Below are 18,798 nucleotides of genomic sequence, written 5' to 3' on the forward strand. Positions count from 1 at the left end.
TTGAACTAATCGCTCCTATCGCAATGGACGAAGGTCTACGTTTCGCTATCCGTGAAGGTGGCCGTACTGTAGGTGCTGGTGTTGTTGCTAAGATCTTCGAATAATTCTTAACGAATTAAACGAAATCTTGCACTCTTCTTCTCATTGAAGAAGGCGCATCGAAAGGGAAGCTAAGGCTTCCCTTTTTTATATCGTTTTTGGGTTAGTGATGATAACCATTCCACTCATTATTTAATCATTATTTGCGGTATTGTCATTATTACCCCCATCCTGCTGTTTTTTTTAAACATAACATCTCCTCACGCACGATTTCATTTTCTCGCTCCTTATTACGTATTTGAACGGTTTATAAGCTCACCAAAGTGCAGTGCTTAATCCACTGGGGCTACCAGTATTTGCTCTACGTTTTTATGTTTTTGAAGCAACTACCCTTTAAATCAGGTATTAAGTACAAATGTCTGGTCTAATCTCTTTTATTTTCCCATTTTTTAAAGATATAGCTCGCAATCTTGCCTATGAAGATTGATTTCTATACATTAAGATTTATCCCCCTTACCCAAAAACCATAAAAAGAGAAACGACCCATGTCTGAAGACACTCGCCAAGAACTGACCCCAGAAGAAGAACGCCGCCAACAAGCATTGGATTACCACGCATACCCAACGCCAGGAAAGATTGCGGTTGAACTGACCAAGCCTGCAGAAACGGCGAACGATCTTGCATTAGCATATAGCCCAGGTGTTGCTGAGCCAGTGCGTGAAATCGCGCAAAATGCCGATAACGTTTACAAGTATACGGCGAAAGGTAATATGGTTGCGGTGATCTCTAACGGCACGGCGATTCTAGGATTGGGTAATCTTGGTCCACTGGCTTCTAAGCCTGTGATGGAAGGTAAAGCGCTGTTGTTTAAGCGTTTTGCGGGGTTGGATTCGATTGATATCGAAGTAAAACATCGTACTATTGATGAGTTTGTCGACACGGTAGCAAACATTGCCGATACCTTTGGTGGCATTAATTTAGAAGACATCAAAGCCCCCGATTGTTTTGAGATCGAAAAGCGCTTGATCGAGCGTTGTGACGTACCGGTATTCCATGACGATCAACATGGTACGGCGATTGTTACGGCTGCAGGTATGCTGAATGCAATCGAGTTGCAAGGTAAGAAGCTTGAAGAATCTACCATCGTTTGTCTTGGTGCTGGCGCAGCGGCAGTGGCCTGTATGGAGCTGTTGATTAAGTGTGGGGCAATGCGTGAGAAGATCTATATGTTGGATCGTAAAGGGGTGATTCATACACGTCGTGATGACCTAAATGAATACAAACAGTTATTTGCGAACAATACGGATAAGCGCACGCTGGAAGACGTGATTGAAGGGGCTGATCTATTCTTGGGTGTGTCAGGTCCAAACCTATTGCCAGCAGAAGCGCTGAAGCTAATGGGCGATAAACCGGTCGTATTTGCATGTTCAAACCCGGATCCAGAGATCAAGCCGGAACTCGCGCATGAAGTGCGTGATGACTTGATCATGGGTACTGGTCGTAGTGACTACCCGAACCAAGTAAACAACGTATTGTGCTTCCCATTCATCTTCCGTGGTGCGCTTGATGTACGTGCAAGCGAGATTAACGATGAAATGAAGTTAGCGGCAGTAGGTGCAATTCGTGAACTAGCAAAAGAGCCAGTACCAGAAGCAGTATTGAAAGCGGCAGGTGTGGACAAGCTTGAATTTGGTACGGACTACATCATTCCTAAACCGATGGATCCTCGTTTGTTGCCACGCGTAGCAAAAGCGGTTGCTCAAGCTGCCGTTGATTCAGGTGTTGCTCGTATTGAAATACCAGAAAATTACATGGCAGAGTAACGATCTCATAGAAGAAAGTCGTTGGAATAAAAAAGGGATGCGATTGCGTCCCTTTTTTATTGTTTCTGAAACGAGCCCCGATGCCGCTTCTGAACGATGGCAAATTTGTAAGCAATTATTCTTCGTCAAATGCTTCGAATTCGATGCCCATTGCCGTCATTAGCGCTTTTGCTTCCGTTGGGATATCGTCTGGACGATCTTTTCGTAAGTCTTCATCCGTTGGTAGTGGTTGCCCTGTGTAAGCATGTAAGAAAGCCTCACAAAGCAGCTCACTGTTGGTTGCATGGCGTAAGTTATTGATCTGGCGGCGAGTTCGCTCATCAGTCAGCACTTTCAAAACTTTTAGCGGGATAGATACGGTAATCTTTTTTACTTGTTCGCTTTTTTTACCGTGCTCTGCATACGGGCTAATGTATTCGCCATTCCAGTCAGCCATTGCACACCTTCATTCATATAATAAGTTGAAAAATAAATATAGGTGCTGATTTTAGCTGCATTTACCGCCATAAGCAAAGACATATAGACGTCTGGAGGTATTGACGTCCTAATTTTAGACAAGTAAAGTGAGGTTAACAGTCAGGGAAGAGTGTTAATCAATCGAATAAGATAGGTTAGATATAGCGCATTCCCACTCAGATGTCACCAGCCGTGAAAGGATACCCCCATGAGCACCTATAAGCCTGCGACCATTGCTGTACGCACTGGTATTGAGTCAGACAGTCAGTACCACGCTGTTGTTCCACCCATCTACCTTTCTACTAACTATGGCTTTCCCGCTTTTGGAGAAGTTCCTCAGTACGATTATACCCGTTCAGGAAATCCGAACCGAGGCTTACTAGAGAAAGCTCTATATGAATTAGAATCTGGTAAAGGTGCGGTGGTAACCAACTGTGGCACTTCTGCACTTAACCTTTGGGTTTCAGCTTTCTTAGGCCCTGATGACCTCATTGTTGCTCCACATGACTGCTACGGTGGTACCTATCGTTTGTTTAATACTCGTGCAAATAAAGGTGATTTCAAGGTTCAGTTTGTTGACCAGTCTGACGAGCAGGCACTGAATATTGCACTTGAGCAAAAGCCCAAATTGATCTTGTTAGAAACGCCATCTAACCCGTTGGTTCGCGTGGTGGATATCGCGGCTATATGTGAAAAAGCCCAAAAAGTGGGGGCTTTAGTAGCGGTCGACAATACCTTTTTGACTCCGGTGTACCAAAAGCCTTTAGAACTGGGCGCAGACTTTGTGATTCACTCAACGACAAAGTACATCAATGGGCATTCAGATGTCATTGGTGGTGTGGTGATCACTAAGAGTGAAGCGCATGCTGAAGAGTTGGCGTGGTGGGGGAACTGCATTGGCGCGACGGGAACACCATTCGATAGTTACATGACATTAAGAGGAATTCGTACGTTGGGTGCCCGAATGCGAGTTCATGAAGAAAGTTCACTCGCTGTGTTGGGCTATCTTCAAACGCACTCGTTGGTGGCGAAGATTTATCACCCTAGCCTGCCAGAACATCCGGGTCATGATATTGCGAAGCGACAGCAATCTGGCTTTGGTTCAATGCTGAGCTTTGAATTCGCCGGTTCGTTTGAACAGCTAAAAGTATTTGTGAAAGAGCTGGAATTGTTCTCTTTAGCTGAGTCTTTAGGGGGGGTAGAAAGTCTAATTTGTCATCCAGCTTCCATGACTCACCGTGCAATGGGGGAAACGGCATTAGCAGAAGCGGGCGTATCTCAACAGTTATTGCGCTTGTCTGTTGGTCTTGAAGATGCACAAGATTTGATTGCTGATCTTGAGCAAGCCTTCGCGAAAGCAGCGCAGTAATTAGGGGGAGAAAGTCATGAGGGTACAACGTCAGCTACACAAGTTTGGAGGCAGTAGTCTAGCCAACTCCGAGTGCTACTTACGTGTGGTTGGGATTCTTAAAGAGTATTCGGCAGAGAATGATTTAGTCGTGGTATCTGCGGCAGGTAAAACGACGAATCGGCTTATTGACTTTTTAGAAGGGTTAGATAAAGACGGCCGCATTGCTCATGAAGCCTTGCAAAGTTTGCGACAGTTCCAAACCGAGTTGGTGGAAGCTTTGCTGGAAGGCGAAGCGCAGGTGCAATTACTTGCTTCTCTGCAAGATGAATTCAGTACATTAGCAGAGTTGTCGGCTCCACTAACGGAAGCACAAAAAGCCGCAGTGCTAGGGCATGGTGAGGTGTGGTCCTCACGCTTACTTGCTGCCTTGTTATCACAGTACGATTTGCCAGCAGTCGCGCAGGATGCACGAGCATTTTTACGAGCTGATGCAGGGACTCAACCAGAAGTAGACTGTGCACGATCTTATCCACTAATTAAAACGGTACTTACGCAGAACAGTCACAAGCGAATCATTATTACAGGTTTTATGGCGCAAAATGAATCTGGCGAGACGGTATTACTTGGCCGGAATGGCTCAGACTACTCTGCAACGGTGATTGGCGCTCTGGCAGAAGCGAGTATGGTGACCATATGGAGTGATGTTCCAGGCGTATACAGTGCAGACCCTCGTTTGGTGTCGGATGCTTGTCTACTCCCTTTGCTGCGCTTGGATGAAGCGAGTGAACTCGCTCGCTTGGCGGCTCCGGTGTTACATAGTCGAACGCTTCAGCCTGTTGCGCAGAGCGCAATGGATTTGAATCTTAAATGCAGCTATGAACCAGAGTCGGGTTCGACACGTATTGAGCGTGTATTGGCTTCGGGGCGAGGGGCTAAAATCATTACATCGCTGGATGAAGTGCTGTTGGTTCAGTTAGCCTTTCTCCATGGTCATGACTTTGAACGTGCACAGAAAGAGGTTTTGCGGGCTCTAAAACGTGCTCAACTAGAACCTTTAGCGTATGAAGCTCAATCGGATCAACAAACGCTGCGCTTAGCGTACACAGCTGAAATTGCCAGTGGAGTACTGACGTACTTGCAAGAGCTAGCAGTAGAAGCTGAAATCAAGCTCAAGGAAGGCTATTCCCTATTGGCTGCGGTGGGCGCTGGGGTGACAAAAAATGCCAGTCACTGTTTCGGTTTCTATCAGCAATTAAAACACGCGCCGGTTGAATTTATCTCTGAAACTGAATCTGGCTTGAGCCTGGTGGCGGTATTACGTTGCGCAGGAGTGGCAGAGCTCGTGCAAGGTATCCATAGTCAGTTATTCCAAGCCCAAAAGCGCGTCGCGGTTGCGCTGTGTGGTAAGGGGAATATTGGCTCTAGTTGGTTACGACTTTTTTCAGCGCAAAAAGGAGAGCTAGAAAAGCGACATGGTATGAGCTTCGATTTGGTTGCAGTGGTTGATAGCCAAACGTTTTGGTTTGATGATCAAGGCATTGACGCGGCCGTGGTCGCACAGCGTTTTGAGGATGAGGGAATTTGCAACGATGGGAGTTGGCTAACGCGACTTGGGGAACTTCAACATTATGATGAAGCCGTGGTATTGGATGTCACGGCAAGCAAAGAGTTAGCTGAACGTTATGTTGAGATTGCTCAGCAAGGCATTCACCTGATCTCCGCAAATAAGATCGCAGGTTCGATTGACAGCCAGTACTACCACCAAGTACAAAATGCCTTTGCTAAAATTGGCCGCCATTGGTTGTACAACGCGACGGTTGGTGCAGGTCTACCAATTAACCATACCGTTCGAGATTTACGTGAAAGCGGTGATGACATTGTCGCGCTATCGGGCATTTTCTCCGGCACACTATCTTGGTTATTCCAGCAGTTTGATGGCTCAGTACCGTTCGTAGAGCTGGTAGATTTAGCGTGGCAACAAGGTTTGACCGAGCCTGACCCTCGTTCTGACCTCGATGGTTCTGACGTGGTGCGTAAGTTGGTTATCTTAGCCCGAGAATCTGGTTTGGACATTGAACCAGAGAGTGTGAAAGTGGAATCCCTTGTGCCAGAAGAATTGCGAGAATTGAGCCTAGACGCTTTCTTCGACCAAGGCGATAGCCTAAGCGAGATTCTGCAAGAGCGTTTAACCAAGGCGCAGAAAAACGACCAAGTGTTGCGTTACGTCGCTCGCTTAGAGCGCAACGGCAAGGCAACGGTGGGTGTCGAAGCGTTATCACGTGAGCATGCACTGGCGAACTTGCTGCCGTGTGACAACATCTTCGCGATTGAAAGCAAATGGTACAAAGACAATCCATTAGTGATTCGAGGTCCTGGTGCGGGACGTGAAGTGACCGCCGGCGCGATTCAATCCGACCTTAATCGCCTAGCTAGTTTGTTTTAAATTATTCCAAGCCAATTTTTGCGAACGATAACAAAACCTCGGACTGCTTCCGGGGTTTTTTATTGTCTCGATAATGCCATACTGAATTGCAGAGTTAGGTTACGGAGTTGCCGCAAAGAAACTTGAACTATCCTCATTGTTAACTTGAGAAAAATTCATAATCACAAGGTTGACATTAAATCGTATTCAATACATTCTGTAGACATATGGACGTCCAAACGTCGGTTTTGGGATTTGATTTAGTGACGGAGTTGTCACAGGGAGAGTAAGATGGGATACACGCATGCAGGCCATATCGATGCCTTAAACCAAAATATTGCTGAACTATCAGACAATATCAACGTCTCATTTGAGTTTTTTCCACCAAGCAGTGAAAAGATGGAAGAGACACTTTGGAGCTCTGTGCATCGCCTTAAAACTCTTCAACCAAAATTCGTTTCTGTAACGTACGGCGCAAACTCAGGTGAACGTGACAGAACTCACTCCATTATTAAAGAGATTAAAGCGACGACGGGTCTTGTGGCTGCGCCTCATTTAACCTGTATTGATGCAACTCGTGATGAGCTGATCGACATTGCGGATGATTACTGGAACAACGGTATCAAAAACATCGTAGCTCTACGTGGTGATATTCCACTGGGTGGTGGTGCTCCAGATATGTATGCATCGGATTTGGTAGAGCTGCTTAAAGCGCGTCATGATTTTGATATCTCGGTGGCGGCGTTTCCAGAAGTACACCCAGAAGCGAAAAGCGCGCAATCTGATCTGCTTAACCTAAAACGTAAAGTCGATGCAGGTGCAAACCGTGCGATTACTCAGTTCTTCTTTGATGTGGAGTCTTACCTACGCTTTCGTGACCGTTGTGTAGCCGCTGGAATCGATGTAGAAATCGTTCCGGGTATCTTACCAGTCTCGAACTTCAAACAAGCATCTCGCTTTGCGGCGCAGAACAATGTGAAAGTGCCAGGCTGGATGAGCAAGCAATTTGAAGGCTTGGATGATGATCCTGTGACGCGTCAGCTAGTCGGTGCGAGCCAAGCGATTGATATTGTGCGTGTGCTCAGCCGTGAAGGGGTGAAAGACTTTCACTTCTACACACTAAACCGTGCCGAGATGACTTACGCGCTATGCCATACCTTAGGTGTGCGTCCGCAAGCGGTAGTTGAGGCGTAATTCACTTCCTTCTGATGCATAAAAGGCTTGCCTATCGGCAAGCCTTTTTATTCTAACTTAAGTGTTAAAATTAACTGATCACTTCAAGCTCAGTTAGCACTTCTTCAGCCCAGTTAATCCACGCTTCACGTAGCATTAGGTTACGGCGAAGAGTCAAACGCTCTAAACGCGCTTGCTTGTCTAGTGTTGATGGTGTTGCGTAGTATGCTGCTTCGATTTCTTTGTAGTGAGAAACCAGCTTACGAGATTCTTCTACTAGCTCAGAAAGCTGAACACGGAAAGGTGCTGCCGATTGAACGGAACACGCCATCAATTTCGCAGAAAACTCATCACGAACCGTTGGGTGGGCAGTTGGTTGATCAAACCATTCGCCCAATGCACTACGACCAGCGTCAGTGATTGAGTATACCTTGCGGTCAGGCTTGCCTTCTTGAGGTTCAAGTACGCAGGTAACGAGTGCTTTCTCAGCCATTTTATTCAGTTCACGGTAAACTTGCTGATGGCTTGCTTTCCAGAAATAGCCGATGCTCGCTGAGAATTCTTTAGTGATATCGTAACCAGTCGCGTCGCGAGTGCTAAGAACGGTTAAGATTACGTGTGGTAATGACATGTCTTCAATCCAAATGGTCAATAAACTTGTAAACAAACTACTTATACTTTCAGCTGCGCTCTTGCTGGCGCTTGAGATTTTTATTTAATAAGTAGCACCAACAAAGTTGGTTCTGTCACCTTAAAGCCGTTTATCACCTAGAGTGATGGATGCTTCCATCGAGCTGGAGCCTATATGATTGGACTTTTTAGGGCTCTCAGCAGGCGAGTAGTATATAAATAATAAGCATGAAGTGGAATACTAGGGCGAGATTCGCTCAAAAAACTAATAAAATGCTCAATAGTGTTTGGTTGTGGTTTTTTATGTTGATAGATGCGGACTTTTTGTTTTATTTTTGGATTAATTGTCTGGATAATTGTTATCCATATAGTAAAGTTATTGTTGAATAGGAGTAAAAGCTGAGCTCTCGCTCAGCTTTGTTATCCCTTTGGCAATAGTGATTAGCCTGTGTTACGCATACCTGCGGCAATACCTGCAATCGTCACCATCAACGCTTCCTCTAAGTCAGCAGAGGGCTCTTCGGTTTGACGAGTACGGTAAAGCAGCTCAGCTTGAAGCATGTTCAATGGCTCTACGTAGATGTTGCGCAGGCGAATTGATTCAAGGCCCCAAGGATCGCGTTGCATCAAGTTCTCGTTGTTTTCTACGTTCAGTACCGCTTTAATATCTTGCTGTAATTGTGCACGCAGACGATCGCCAAGAGGCAATAGAGACGCATCCGCTAAGCGTTGATCATAGTAACGCGAAATGTCGATATTACACTTCGAGTACACCATCTCTAGCATGCCAAGGCGAGTCGAGAAGAACGGCCATTCGCGACACATCTCTTCTAGTAGTGCTTGGTGACCTTTATCAACCGAGTATTGAATCGCCTCACCGGCCCCCAACCATGCAGGTAGTACCAAGCGGTTTTGGCTCCAAGAGAAGATCCAAGGAATCGCGCGGAGACTTTCAACACCGCCATTTGGATTGCGCTTCGCAGGGCGAGAACCTAGAGGCAGTTTACCCAGTTCGAGTTCAGGCGTTGCTTGGCGGAAGTAAGGGACGAAGTCTGGCTCGCCACGAACCACACTGCGGTAGGCTTCACAGCTCATTTCAGACAGCACTTCCATTAAGTCACGCCATTCTTGTTTTGGCTCTGGTGGCGGCAGTAAGTTTGCTTCTAATATTGCGCTTGCGTATAAGTTGAAGCTGTTTACGGCAACGTCTGGTAGACCAAGCTTAAAGCGGATCATCTCGCCTTGCTCTGTTACACGCAGACCGCCTTTCAAGCTCTTCGGTGGCTGAGATAGCAGGGCAGCATGTGCAGGTGCACCACCACGGCCGATTGTGCCGCCGCGACCGTGGAACAGAGTCAGCTTAACGCCTTCCTCATCGGCGACTTTAACCAACGACTCCATTGCATGGTACTGTGCCCAGCCCGCCGACATAACACCAGCGTCTTTCGCAGAGTCAGAGTAGCCGATCATGACCATTTGGTGGTTTTGGATAAAGCCACGGTATAGATCGATACCCATCAGTTGCTTGATAACGGATTCTGCGTTGTTCAAGTCGTCTAGCGTTTCGAACAACGGACACACGTCCATGCGGTAAGGGCAGCCCGCTTCTTGTAGTAGTAGGTGCACAGCGAGTACGTCAGAGGCCGTTCGTGCCATGGAGATAACGTAAGCCCCAAATGCTTCGCGAGGTTGCGCGGCAATAATCTTACAGGTGTCCAAAACCTCTTTAACGGGTTCAGATGGTTCCCAGTCACGAGGTAGAAGAGGACGTTTAGACGCAAGTTCATTGGTTAGGAAAGCAATCTTGTCTTGCTCGCTCCACTGTTCGTAGTCACCAATGCCTAGGTAACGCGTCAGTTCAGACAGAGCATCCGCATGACGGGTACTTTCTTGGCGGATATCAAGGCGAACCAAGTGGATACCAAATGCTTTAACACGACGCAACGTATCTAGCAGTGAGCCGTTGGCAATAACGCCCATGCCACATTCGTTGAGTGATTGGTAACACGCGTAAAGCGGCTCCCAAAGCTGCTCTACTTTTTGTAGCGGCGCTTTGACGGCCAGTTTCTGACCGTGAACTTTCGCGTCAAGAATGTCTTTGGTTTCGTTCAGCAGTGAACGTAGCTGTTTTAGGATCGCACGGTATGGTTCGTGTTGATCTTCACCCGCAAGTTCACGAACTTTGTCGTTGCACACTGTCATTGACAGTTCGCTGATCAGCTCGTTGATGTCGTTAAGGTACAGGTCTGCCGCTTTCCAGCGAGATAGAAGCAGTACTTCACGAGTTACGTTGTGGGTCACAAATGGGTTACCGTCACGGTCACCACCCATCCAAGATGAGAAGTGTACAGGGCGAGCATCAATCGGTAGACCTTCGCCAAGGTATGATTTTAGACGGTCGTTCATTTCACGTAAGAAGTCAGGTACTGCCTCCCATAGTGAGTTTTCTACAACCGCAAAGCCCCATTTGGCTTCATCAAGCGGGGTTGGGCGCTGTTGACGAATAACGTCAGAATGCCAGCTTTGCACGATAAGTTGCTCAAGACGGCGTTCAGTTTTCTTACGCTCTTTGAAAGAGAGATCGCTCAGCTCTAGCTTAGATAGACACTCGTTGATCTTAACCAGTTTATTGATCATGGTGCGACGAGTGATTTCGGTAGGGTGCGCAGTTAGAACTAATTCAATGTTCAGCTCGCGAACCGCTTGTGCCGTGTCTAGCTTGCTCACATCATTTTGCACAAGCTTTGAGAACAGCGAGTTAATTGCGTCAGGTTCGCAGATATGCTCTTCACAATGGCGTGAAATGGTGTGGTATTGCTCAGCAATATTGGTCAGGTTTAGAAATTGGTTGAACGCACGGGTCACGGGCGTCAATTGCTCATCTGGCAGGCTTTTAATTTCTTCTATTAAGCTTTCTCTGTCAGCGCTATTTCCAGCTTGAGCCGATTTGGATAATTTACGAATAGTTTCCACTTTCTCGAAGATTTCTTCGCCATGGGCATCGCGGATCGTGTTGCCCAGTAAGTGGCCTAACATGCGCACATTGCTTTTGAGTGCGGCGTATTTCTCGTTCATTGTCATCCTGCCTCGTAAAAAAACTACATCCATTGTCCTTGTTAAGACTCCAATCTAGCGAAAACCACCAGTTCTAGTCAAATAAAGCCGAGTAAGTTTGCAATTATTCCACAGCTCTCCTGATTTAGAGCAAAATTAGGTCCGCTTATACCGCTCTAAGTGAAAATTAATTACAAAACCGCTCACCAAAAGAAGGATATAGCGTGCTAGAAGAAGAGACTCGAAGATAACAAATAGCAGCTCAATCGAACTGCATTGTCAGGAAAGTACAGAATGCGACTAACAACAATATTTCACCATCGCACGTGACAGCACATCGATGGTTGGGTCGATAAAGTCGAAAGACAGGAATTCATCCGGCTGGTGGGCTTGGTCAATCGAACCAGGGCCAAGAACCAAGGTTGGACACAACTGCTGCAGGAATGGCGCTTCAGTACAGTAGTTAACGGTTTCTGAACTAGTTTGGCAGATCTCTTCAACGCCGCCGATAAATGGGTGGTCATGTTGGCATTCGTAACCCGGAATGGGTTCGTGCAGTGGAATAATTTCCAATCGCCCTGGCCATTTCAGTTCGAGTTCTTTTAATGCGCCACGCAGCATGTTCTCTAAACCATCAAGGCTAATACCAGGAAGAGGACGCACGTCGTAATGCAGCTCACAGCAGCCACAAATACGGTTAGCGCTGTCGCCACCATGAATATGGCCAAGGTTTAGGGTTGGACTTGGAATGGCAAAACCAGGATGGTGATACTCTTTCACTAATTTATCGCGCAGTTGCATCATGGCAAACATGACGTCATGCATGATCTCAATTGCGTTAACGCCTAAAGCAGGGTTTGAAGAGTGACCGGATTTACCTGTTACGCGAATGGCATTTGCCACATGCCCTTTATGACCTCGAATTGGTACAAGACTGGTGGGTTCACCAATGATGCAGTAATCCGGCTTAAAAGGCGCATTCTCAGTAAAATGACGCGCACCCAGCATGGTGGTTTCTTCATCACAGGTTGCTAATACATAAAGTGGCTTGGTCTGCTTACTCCAATCGACTTTCTTCACCGCTTCATAAATAAACGCAAAGAAGCCTTTCATATCAGCAGTGCCCAAACCGTAAAAGCGGTTATCTTTCTCGGTCAGTTTATGTGGGTCAAAACTCCAACGGCCTTCATCAAATGGCACGGTATCGCTGTGACCTGCGAGGAGTAGACCGCCTTCGCCTTCACCCATACGTGCGATCATATTGTGTTTGTCTGGTTCCACCTCGATCACTTCAACACTAAAGCCAAGATCTTTAAACCAAGAAGCTAGCTTCTCGATCACTTTGGCATTGCCTTGGTCCCAACTTGAATCGGTTGAGCTGATCGAAGAGGTGCTGATCAGTCCTTCATAGACTTCTAGAAAACTTGGTAATTGCATGGATCTTTCAATTCTCCTATTGACAGACAGAGTGTAAAAATGTAAAACACATACTAAATCATATTTAATGAATAAAAAATCAAAATATAGCAAAAATTAAATATGAATAGTCATTTTGACCTTAAGCGTATGGATGCCATGTAATGCTAAAAACCACGATTATCGGAGCCAGCGGCTACACCGGCGCAGAGTTGGCTTTAATGGTCAACAAACACCCTGAACTCACGCTATCAGGTTTATACGTTTCCGCCAATAGCGTAGATGCAGGAAAGAATATTGCTCAATTGCACGGCAAGTTAGCGGGTGTGATTGATATGCCAGTTTCACCACTGACCGACCCTGAGCAAGTTGCTCAAGTGTCAGATGTCGTCTTTCTGGCGACAGCGCATGAAGTGAGCCACGACTTAGCCCCAATTTTCTTAGATGCGGGTTGTCAGGTATTCGATTTATCGGGGGCATTCCGTGTGAAAAGCGAAGGCTTCTACAACACCTTTTATGGCTTCGAGCATCAATATAACAACTGGCTAGATAAAGCAGCATACGGCTTAGCAGAGTGGAACCAAGAATTAATCAAAACCACTTCCTTGATTGCAGTGGCGGGGTGCTACCCAACCGCTTCACAGCTCGCAATCAAACCTCTGTTAGAAAGTGCATTACTAGATACCAACCAATGGCCAGTGATTAATGCTACCAGCGGTGTGTCTGGCGCAGGACGTAAAGCCTCCATGGTCAATAGCTTCTGCGAAGTGAGTTTGCAGCCATATGGTGTCTTTAACCATCGCCACCAACCAGAGATTACTCAACACTTAGGTTGCGATGTGATTTTTACTCCACATCTAGGCAACTTTAAGCGCGGCATTCTTGCCACCATCACAATGAAGTTGGCGCAAGGTGTGGCGGAAAAACAAGTGGCACAAGCGTTTGAACAAGCCTATCAAGGTAAGCCAGCAGTTCGTCTAAAAGGCGATGGTATTCCACGTATTCAGGATGTCGAAAATACCCCTTTCTGCGATATCGGCTGGAGGGTAAAAGGCGAGCACATCATTGTGATATCGGCGATCGACAACCTACTTAAAGGTGCATCGAGTCAAGCGATGCAATGTCTCAATATTCATTACGGTTACCCAGAACTGACAGCGTTGCTGTAGTCGTGAAAGAGGGAAATGCGATGACGCAAACCAATCAAGCTCCTTTAGTCATTAAGCTCGGTGGTGCAGCTCTATCTTGCACTCAAACCTTAAGCCAACTGTTTGCTGCTATTGCGGCATACCAAAAATCGGCGCAGCGACAAATCGCCATCGTTCATGGAGGTGGCTACCTAGTTGATGAGTTGATGGCAAAGCTTCAGCTTGAGACCGTAAAGAAAAATGGTCTTCGTGTGACGCCTTATGAGCAAATTCCTGTGATTGCAGGTGCGCTTGCGGGTACAGCGAATAAATTACTGCAAGGTCAAGCGATTGCTGATGGGCTGAATGCGGTAGGACTTAGTCTTGCAGATGGCGGAATGTGTCATGTCGAAGAGCTTGATCCAGAGTTAGGCGCAGTAGGCAAAGCATCACCGGGTGATTCAACGTTATTACAAGCGGTTCTAAACACAGGTGCGCTACCGATCATTAGCTCAATTGGCCTGACAGATAAAGGCCAAATGATGAATGTGAATGCAGACCAAGCTGCTGTTGCTGTAGCGGGCGCATTAGATGCGGAGTTAGTACTTTTGTCTGATGTGAGTGGTGTATTGGATGGTAAAGGTCATTTGATTAAAACGCTATCCGAGCAAGAAACCGATGCCTTGATCCAAGGGCAAGTGATCACCGACGGCATGATCGTCAAAGTTAAAGCCGCCTTGGAGGCCGCCAATGATCTTGGTCGTCCTATCGAAGTCGCGACATGGCGTTACCCAGAGAAACTGACCCAGCTATTCGCGGGTGAAAGTATAGGAACGCAGTTTCTGCCGCAATAAAGCAGAAGCAAAACAGTTAAAAAATTCAACATTAGGAAGTGGTTGGCACTGACCGCCGAGCGCAGCGCCAGGTAAGTTTGGAGAACAAAAATGAGCAAAGTGAACGTTAAAAAAGTGGTAGTCGCATACTCAGGCGGTCTAGATACTTCAGTCATTATCCCGTGGCTAAAAGAGAACTACGATTGTGAAGTGGTGGCTTTCGTTGCCGATGTTGGTCAAGGCGCAGAAGAGCTAGAAGGCATTGAAGCGAAAGCAAAAGCCTCGGGTGCTTCGGAGTGTTACATCGCTGACCTGAAAGAAGAGATGGTCGCAGACTACATTTACCCGACACTAAAAACGGGGGCTTACTACGAAGGTAAATATCTGCTAGGTACGTCAATGGCGCGTCCAATCATTGCTAAAGCACAGGTAGAAGTGGCGCGTAAAGTGGGCGCTGACGCGCTGTGTCACGGTTGTACTGGCAAAGGTAATGACCAAGTGCGTTTTGAAGGCGCATTTGCAGCACTAGCGCCGGATCTACATGTGATTGCTCCATGGCGTGAGTGGGATCTTGTTAGCCGTGAAGAGTGTTTGGATTACCTCGCAGAGCGTAATATTCCTTGCTCAGCGTCTCTGACTAAGATCTACTCGCGAGATGCCAACGCGTGGCACATCTCAACAGAGGGTGGTGTTCTCGAAGATACATGGAATGCACCGAACGAAGATTGCTGGGTTTGGACAGTCGATCCAGAGCAAGCACCAAACGAAGCAGAATACGTGACGTTAAAGGTAGCGAAAGGTGAAGTTGTTGAAGTTGATGGTGAAGCAATGACGCCCTACAACACTCTGGTTTACTTAAACGAGAAAGGGGCGAAGCATGGCGTTGGCCGTATCGATATCGTCGAGAACCGCCTTGTGGGGATGAAGTCTCGTGGTTGTTACGAAACGCCAGGGGGCACCATCATGATGGAAGCTCTGCGTGCGGTTGAGCAGCTCGTGCTCGATAAATCATCATTCGAATTCCGTGAAGAGTTAGGCCTAAAGGCATCGCATCTCGTGTATGACGGTCGTTGGTTCACACCACTGTGTAAGTCGATCCTTGCCGCGACAGAAGAACTTGCGAAGGATGTTAATGGTGAAGTGGTTGTGAAGCTGTACAAAGGCCAAGCTACGGTCACTCAAAAACGCTCTGACAATAGTTTGTACTGTGAGCAGTTTGCGACCTTTGGTGAGGATGAAGTTTATGATCAAAGCCATGCAGAAGGCTTCATCCGTCTGTATTCGCTATCCAGCCGTATCCGCGCATTGAACAGCCAGAAAAAATAAGCCAATTTAACACCTTATAAAATAAAAGACCTGCCTACTATCGGCAGGTCTTTTTTATTTTGCTGATATGGCCAACATAAAAATAAAATAATCGTGAATAAATATGTAATAATACTGAATTTATACTTTATTTTTTGTTGGGTTTATCGTACCGTTGAAACATAAGAAAAAGTGAGCAAATGATCATCAGTTTGGTCAACACTTCATGAATAGCAGGTTAGCATAAGTAATAGTCATCAGGAGAGACGCAATGGCATTATGGGGCGGAAGATTTACCCAAGCGGCAGACACCAGATTTAAAGACTTCAACGATTCGTTGCGTTTCGACTACCGATTAGCTGAGCAAGACATTGTCGGTTCTATTGCGTGGTCTAAAGCGTTACTTTCTGTCGATGTGCTGTCCGCACAAGAGCAGCAAAAGCTTGAACTCGCACTGAATGAGCTCAAACTAGAAGTCATGGAAGACCCACATCAAATCTTGCATTCGGATGCGGAAGATATCCATTCATGGGTTGAGCAGCAGTTGATAGGCAAAGTGGGTGACTTAGGTAAAAAGCTACATACCGGTCGTTCGCGTAATGACCAAGTGGCAACGGACCTCAAGCTTTGGTGCCGTCAGCAAGGTCAACAGCTGTTGATTGCCCTCGACCGTTTACAAACTAAAATGGTTGGCGTAGCAAAGCAGCATCAAGATACAGTCCTACCTGGTTATACACACCTGCAGCGCGCACAACCTGTGACCTTTGCTCACTGGTGTTTGGCTTATGTCGAAATGTTTGAGCGTGATTACTCACGCTTAAGCGATGCCCTGAAGCGTTTGGACACCTGCCCACTTGGTTCAGGCGCGCTTGCTGGTACCGCTTACCCAATCGACCGTGAAGAGTTGGCTCACAATCTTGGCTTCCACCGTGCAACACGTAACTCGCTAGACTCGGTATCTGATCGTGATCATGTGATGGAGCTAATGTCGGTGGCGTCTATCTCTATGCTGCACCTGTCGCGTTTGGCAGAAGACATGATCTTCTACAATTCGGGTGAATCTAACTTCATCGAACTGGCAGATACCGTGACATCGGGATCTTCTCTGATGCCGCAGAAGAAAAACCCAGATGCACTAGAGCTTATCCGCGGTAAAACCGGGCGTGTATATGGCGCACTCGCAGGCATGATGATGACCGTAAAAGCGCTGCCACTGGCTTATAACAAAGACATGCAGGAAGACAAAGAAGGTCTGTTCGATGCGCTTGATACGTGGAACGACTGCATGGAAATGGCAGCGCTATGCTTTGATGGTATTAAAGTCAACGGTGAGCGCACGCTAGAAGCGGCGAAGCAAGGCTATGCAAACTCAACTGAGCTGGCTGATTACTTAGTGGCGAAAGGCATCCCATTCCGTGAAGCGCACCATATTGTCGGTGTTGCGGTTGTTGGTGCAATTGCCAAAGGTTGTGCATTGGAAGAGTTATCATTGCGAGAGCTCAAAACCTTCTCCGAGGTGATTGAAGTGGATGTGTACGATATATTAACCATCGAATCTTGCTTAGAAAAACGTTGCGCGCTTGGTGGTGTGTCACCACAGCAAGTTGCTTATGCGGTGGAACAAGCCGATAAGCGCCTAACACAACGTGATACCTCGGCGGTGAAAGTTCGTCCTGCACGTTTGACCGATATCGAGACATTGGAAGGCATGGTGGCTTATTGGGCGAATATGGGTGAGAACTTACCGCGTTCACGTAATGAACTGGTGCGTGATATTGGTTCTTTTGCCGTTGCGGAGCATCATGGTGAAGTAACGGGTTGTGCATCTTTGTACGTTTATGATTCTGGTTTGGCTGAAATTAGAACGCTAGGTATTGAAGCCGGTTGGCAAGGGCAGGGGCAGGGGAGTGCGATTGTGCACAACCTGATTGAGAAAGCGCGTCAAATGGCGATCAAGAAAGTCTTTGTTCTGACTCGCACGCCTGAGTTCTTTATGAAACAAAGCTTCTTACCAACGTCAAAGTCACTGTTGCCGGAGAAAGTATTGAAAGATTGTGACCAATGTCCACGTCAACATGCGTGTGATGAAGTCGCTTTAGAGATCAATCTTATAGAGCAGGTAATTCAGAAAAGTAACGTCGCTTAAGCGAAGATTTTCAAATCGGATAAAATAATAAGCGAAAAAATTGGAACCTTTGAGAAGAAGGTTGGTCTATTAAAGTACCACTGCTTTTTCTTAGAAGAATCTAAGAGGGCCCCAAAACTAATATTGGTTTTGGGGCTTTTTTCTATCTGTCATCTGAGTGAGGATCATCTTTACTTGGCCTTACCTATATGAAACAGCCTCGTCAATGACGAGGCTGTTGCTCAGGACGTTAACAACGTAGACTGCGCTTATTAGACAAAGGATTAATCTAGGTAAGATTCTAGCTCTTCGCTACCACCGATGTGTTTACCACCGATGAAGACTTGAGGCACCGTCGTACGTCCAGAGATTGCACGCAGGCTCACGGTTGTTGCGTCTTTACCTAGAATGACTTCTTCATATTGAAGACCGTGATCAATCAGGTTCTGCTTTGCCTTCATACAGAAAGGGCAGCCTGGCTTAGTGAATACGGTGATGGATTCTTGAGTCTTGTACTCAGGTGCCACGTAGTTCATCATTGTGTCTGCATCTGAAACTTTGAACGGGTCACCAGGCTCGTTCGGTTCGATGAACATTTTCTCGACCACGCCGTTTTTTACTAGCATGCTGTAACGCCACGAACGCTTACCAAAGCCTAGGTCATTCTTATCAACGAGCATACCCATGCTATCTGTGAATTCACCGTTGCCATCTGGAATGAAAGTGATGTTCTCAGCTTCTTGATCTGCTTTCCACGCGTTCATTACGAACGTGTCGTTGACCGATACGCAGAGAATCTCATCCACGCCATGCTCTTTAAATACAGAGAATAATTCGTTGTATCGAGGTAGGTGGCTTGATGAGCATGTTGGAGTAAATGCACCTGGCAAGCTGAATACGATAACCGTTCTATTTTTAAATAGTTCATCCGTGGTTACGTTCACCCATGCGTCACCTTTACGAGTAGGGAAAGTAACTGATGGTACAGCTTGACCTTCTTTTGATGCAAACATGATGATTTCCTTTTTATATGAATAATTTGTT

13 protein-coding genes and 1 pseudogene are annotated in these 18,798 nt (G+C 46.5%); 9 read left to right on the forward strand and 5 right to left on the reverse strand.

The window, feature by feature from the left end:
* Both AK965_RS17410 and AK965_RS17415 read left to right on the forward strand, forming a co-directional pair.
* Positions 1–104: pseudogene (locus tag AK965_RS17410) on the forward strand (elongation factor Tu); the annotation flags it as partial.
* A gap of 480 nt (positions 105–584) precedes the next feature.
* Positions 585–1,862 (forward strand): malic enzyme-like NAD(P)-binding protein, encoded by a 1,278-nt coding sequence (locus AK965_RS17415; protein ID WP_099080799.1) that lies wholly within the window; start codon positions 585–587, stop codon positions 1,860–1,862.
* A gap of 115 nt (positions 1,863–1,977) precedes the next feature.
* On the opposite strand, the gene metJ is transcribed toward AK965_RS17415, so the two are convergent.
* Complete coding sequence (gene metJ, locus AK965_RS17420) at positions 1,978–2,298, reverse strand: met regulon transcriptional regulator MetJ (RefSeq protein ID WP_005432736.1); 321 nt, start codon at positions 2,296–2,298, stop codon at positions 1,978–1,980.
* 228 nt (positions 2,299–2,526) lie between these two features.
* Here metJ and AK965_RS17430 point away from each other — a divergent pair, with 228 nt between their 5' ends.
* From AK965_RS17430 to metF, 3 genes are all read left to right on the forward strand, one after another.
* The gene (locus AK965_RS17430) at positions 2,527–3,687 is read left to right on the forward strand and encodes an O-succinylhomoserine (thiol)-lyase (protein WP_099080800.1); all 1,161 of its coding nucleotides are present in this window, start codon (positions 2,527–2,529) and stop codon (positions 3,685–3,687) included.
* A 16-nt stretch (positions 3,688–3,703) separates the two neighbouring features.
* On the forward strand, positions 3,704–6,112 hold the full coding sequence (locus AK965_RS17435; protein WP_099080801.1) for a bifunctional aspartate kinase/homoserine dehydrogenase II: 2,409 nt from the start codon (positions 3,704–3,706) through the stop codon (positions 6,110–6,112).
* Positions 6,113–6,382: 270 nt separating this feature from the next.
* A complete protein-coding gene (gene metF / locus AK965_RS17440) occupies positions 6,383–7,285 on the forward strand; it encodes a methylenetetrahydrofolate reductase (RefSeq protein WP_099080802.1) in 903 nt (300 codons plus the stop codon).
* A 70-nt stretch (positions 7,286–7,355) separates the two neighbouring features.
* Here the strand turns inward: metF and AK965_RS17445 are convergent, their stop codons facing one another.
* From AK965_RS17445 to argE, 3 genes are all read right to left on the reverse strand, one after another.
* Positions 7,356–7,895 carry a PadR family transcriptional regulator gene (locus AK965_RS17445; RefSeq protein ID WP_099080803.1) on the reverse strand — a complete coding sequence of 180 codons (540 nt, stop codon included), beginning with the start codon at positions 7,893–7,895 and terminating at the stop codon, positions 7,356–7,358.
* A 440-nt stretch (positions 7,896–8,335) separates the two neighbouring features.
* Positions 8,336–10,969: a phosphoenolpyruvate carboxylase gene (gene ppc, locus AK965_RS17450; RefSeq protein WP_099080804.1), complete on the reverse strand. Its 2,634-nt coding sequence runs from the start codon at positions 10,967–10,969 to the stop codon at positions 8,336–8,338.
* Positions 10,970–11,248: 279 nt separating this feature from the next.
* A complete protein-coding gene (gene argE, locus AK965_RS17455; RefSeq protein WP_099080805.1) occupies positions 11,249–12,385 on the reverse strand; it encodes an acetylornithine deacetylase in 1,137 nt (378 codons plus the stop codon).
* Positions 12,386–12,528: 143 nt separating this feature from the next.
* Between argE and argC the strand changes: the two genes are divergently transcribed.
* From argC to argH, 4 genes are all read left to right on the forward strand, one after another.
* Positions 12,529–13,533 (forward strand): N-acetyl-gamma-glutamyl-phosphate reductase, encoded by a 1,005-nt coding sequence (argC, locus tag AK965_RS17460; RefSeq protein ID WP_099080806.1) that lies wholly within the window; start codon positions 12,529–12,531, stop codon positions 13,531–13,533.
* Positions 13,534–13,553: 20 nt separating this feature from the next.
* On the forward strand, positions 13,554–14,345 hold the full coding sequence (gene argB, locus AK965_RS17465; RefSeq protein ID WP_099080807.1) for an acetylglutamate kinase: 792 nt from the start codon (positions 13,554–13,556) through the stop codon (positions 14,343–14,345).
* A gap of 90 nt (positions 14,346–14,435) precedes the next feature.
* Entirely contained in the window at positions 14,436–15,650 is a 1,215-nt protein-coding gene (locus AK965_RS17470; RefSeq protein ID WP_099080808.1) for an argininosuccinate synthase, read from the forward strand.
* A 250-nt stretch (positions 15,651–15,900) separates the two neighbouring features.
* On the forward strand, positions 15,901–17,775 hold the full coding sequence (argH, locus tag AK965_RS17475; protein ID WP_099080809.1) for an argininosuccinate lyase: 1,875 nt from the start codon (positions 15,901–15,903) through the stop codon (positions 17,773–17,775).
* Positions 17,776–18,038: 263 nt separating this feature from the next.
* On the opposite strand, the gene AK965_RS17480 is transcribed toward argH, so the two are convergent.
* Complete coding sequence (locus AK965_RS17480; protein WP_099080810.1) at positions 18,039–18,767, reverse strand: redoxin family protein; 729 nt, start codon at positions 18,765–18,767, stop codon at positions 18,039–18,041.
* Between the last annotated feature and the right edge of the window lie 31 nt (positions 18,768–18,798).

The organism is Vibrio sp. PID17_43 (assembly GCF_002608565.1).
In the GTDB taxonomy this organism is placed as follows: domain Bacteria; phylum Pseudomonadota; class Gammaproteobacteria; order Enterobacterales; family Vibrionaceae; genus Vibrio.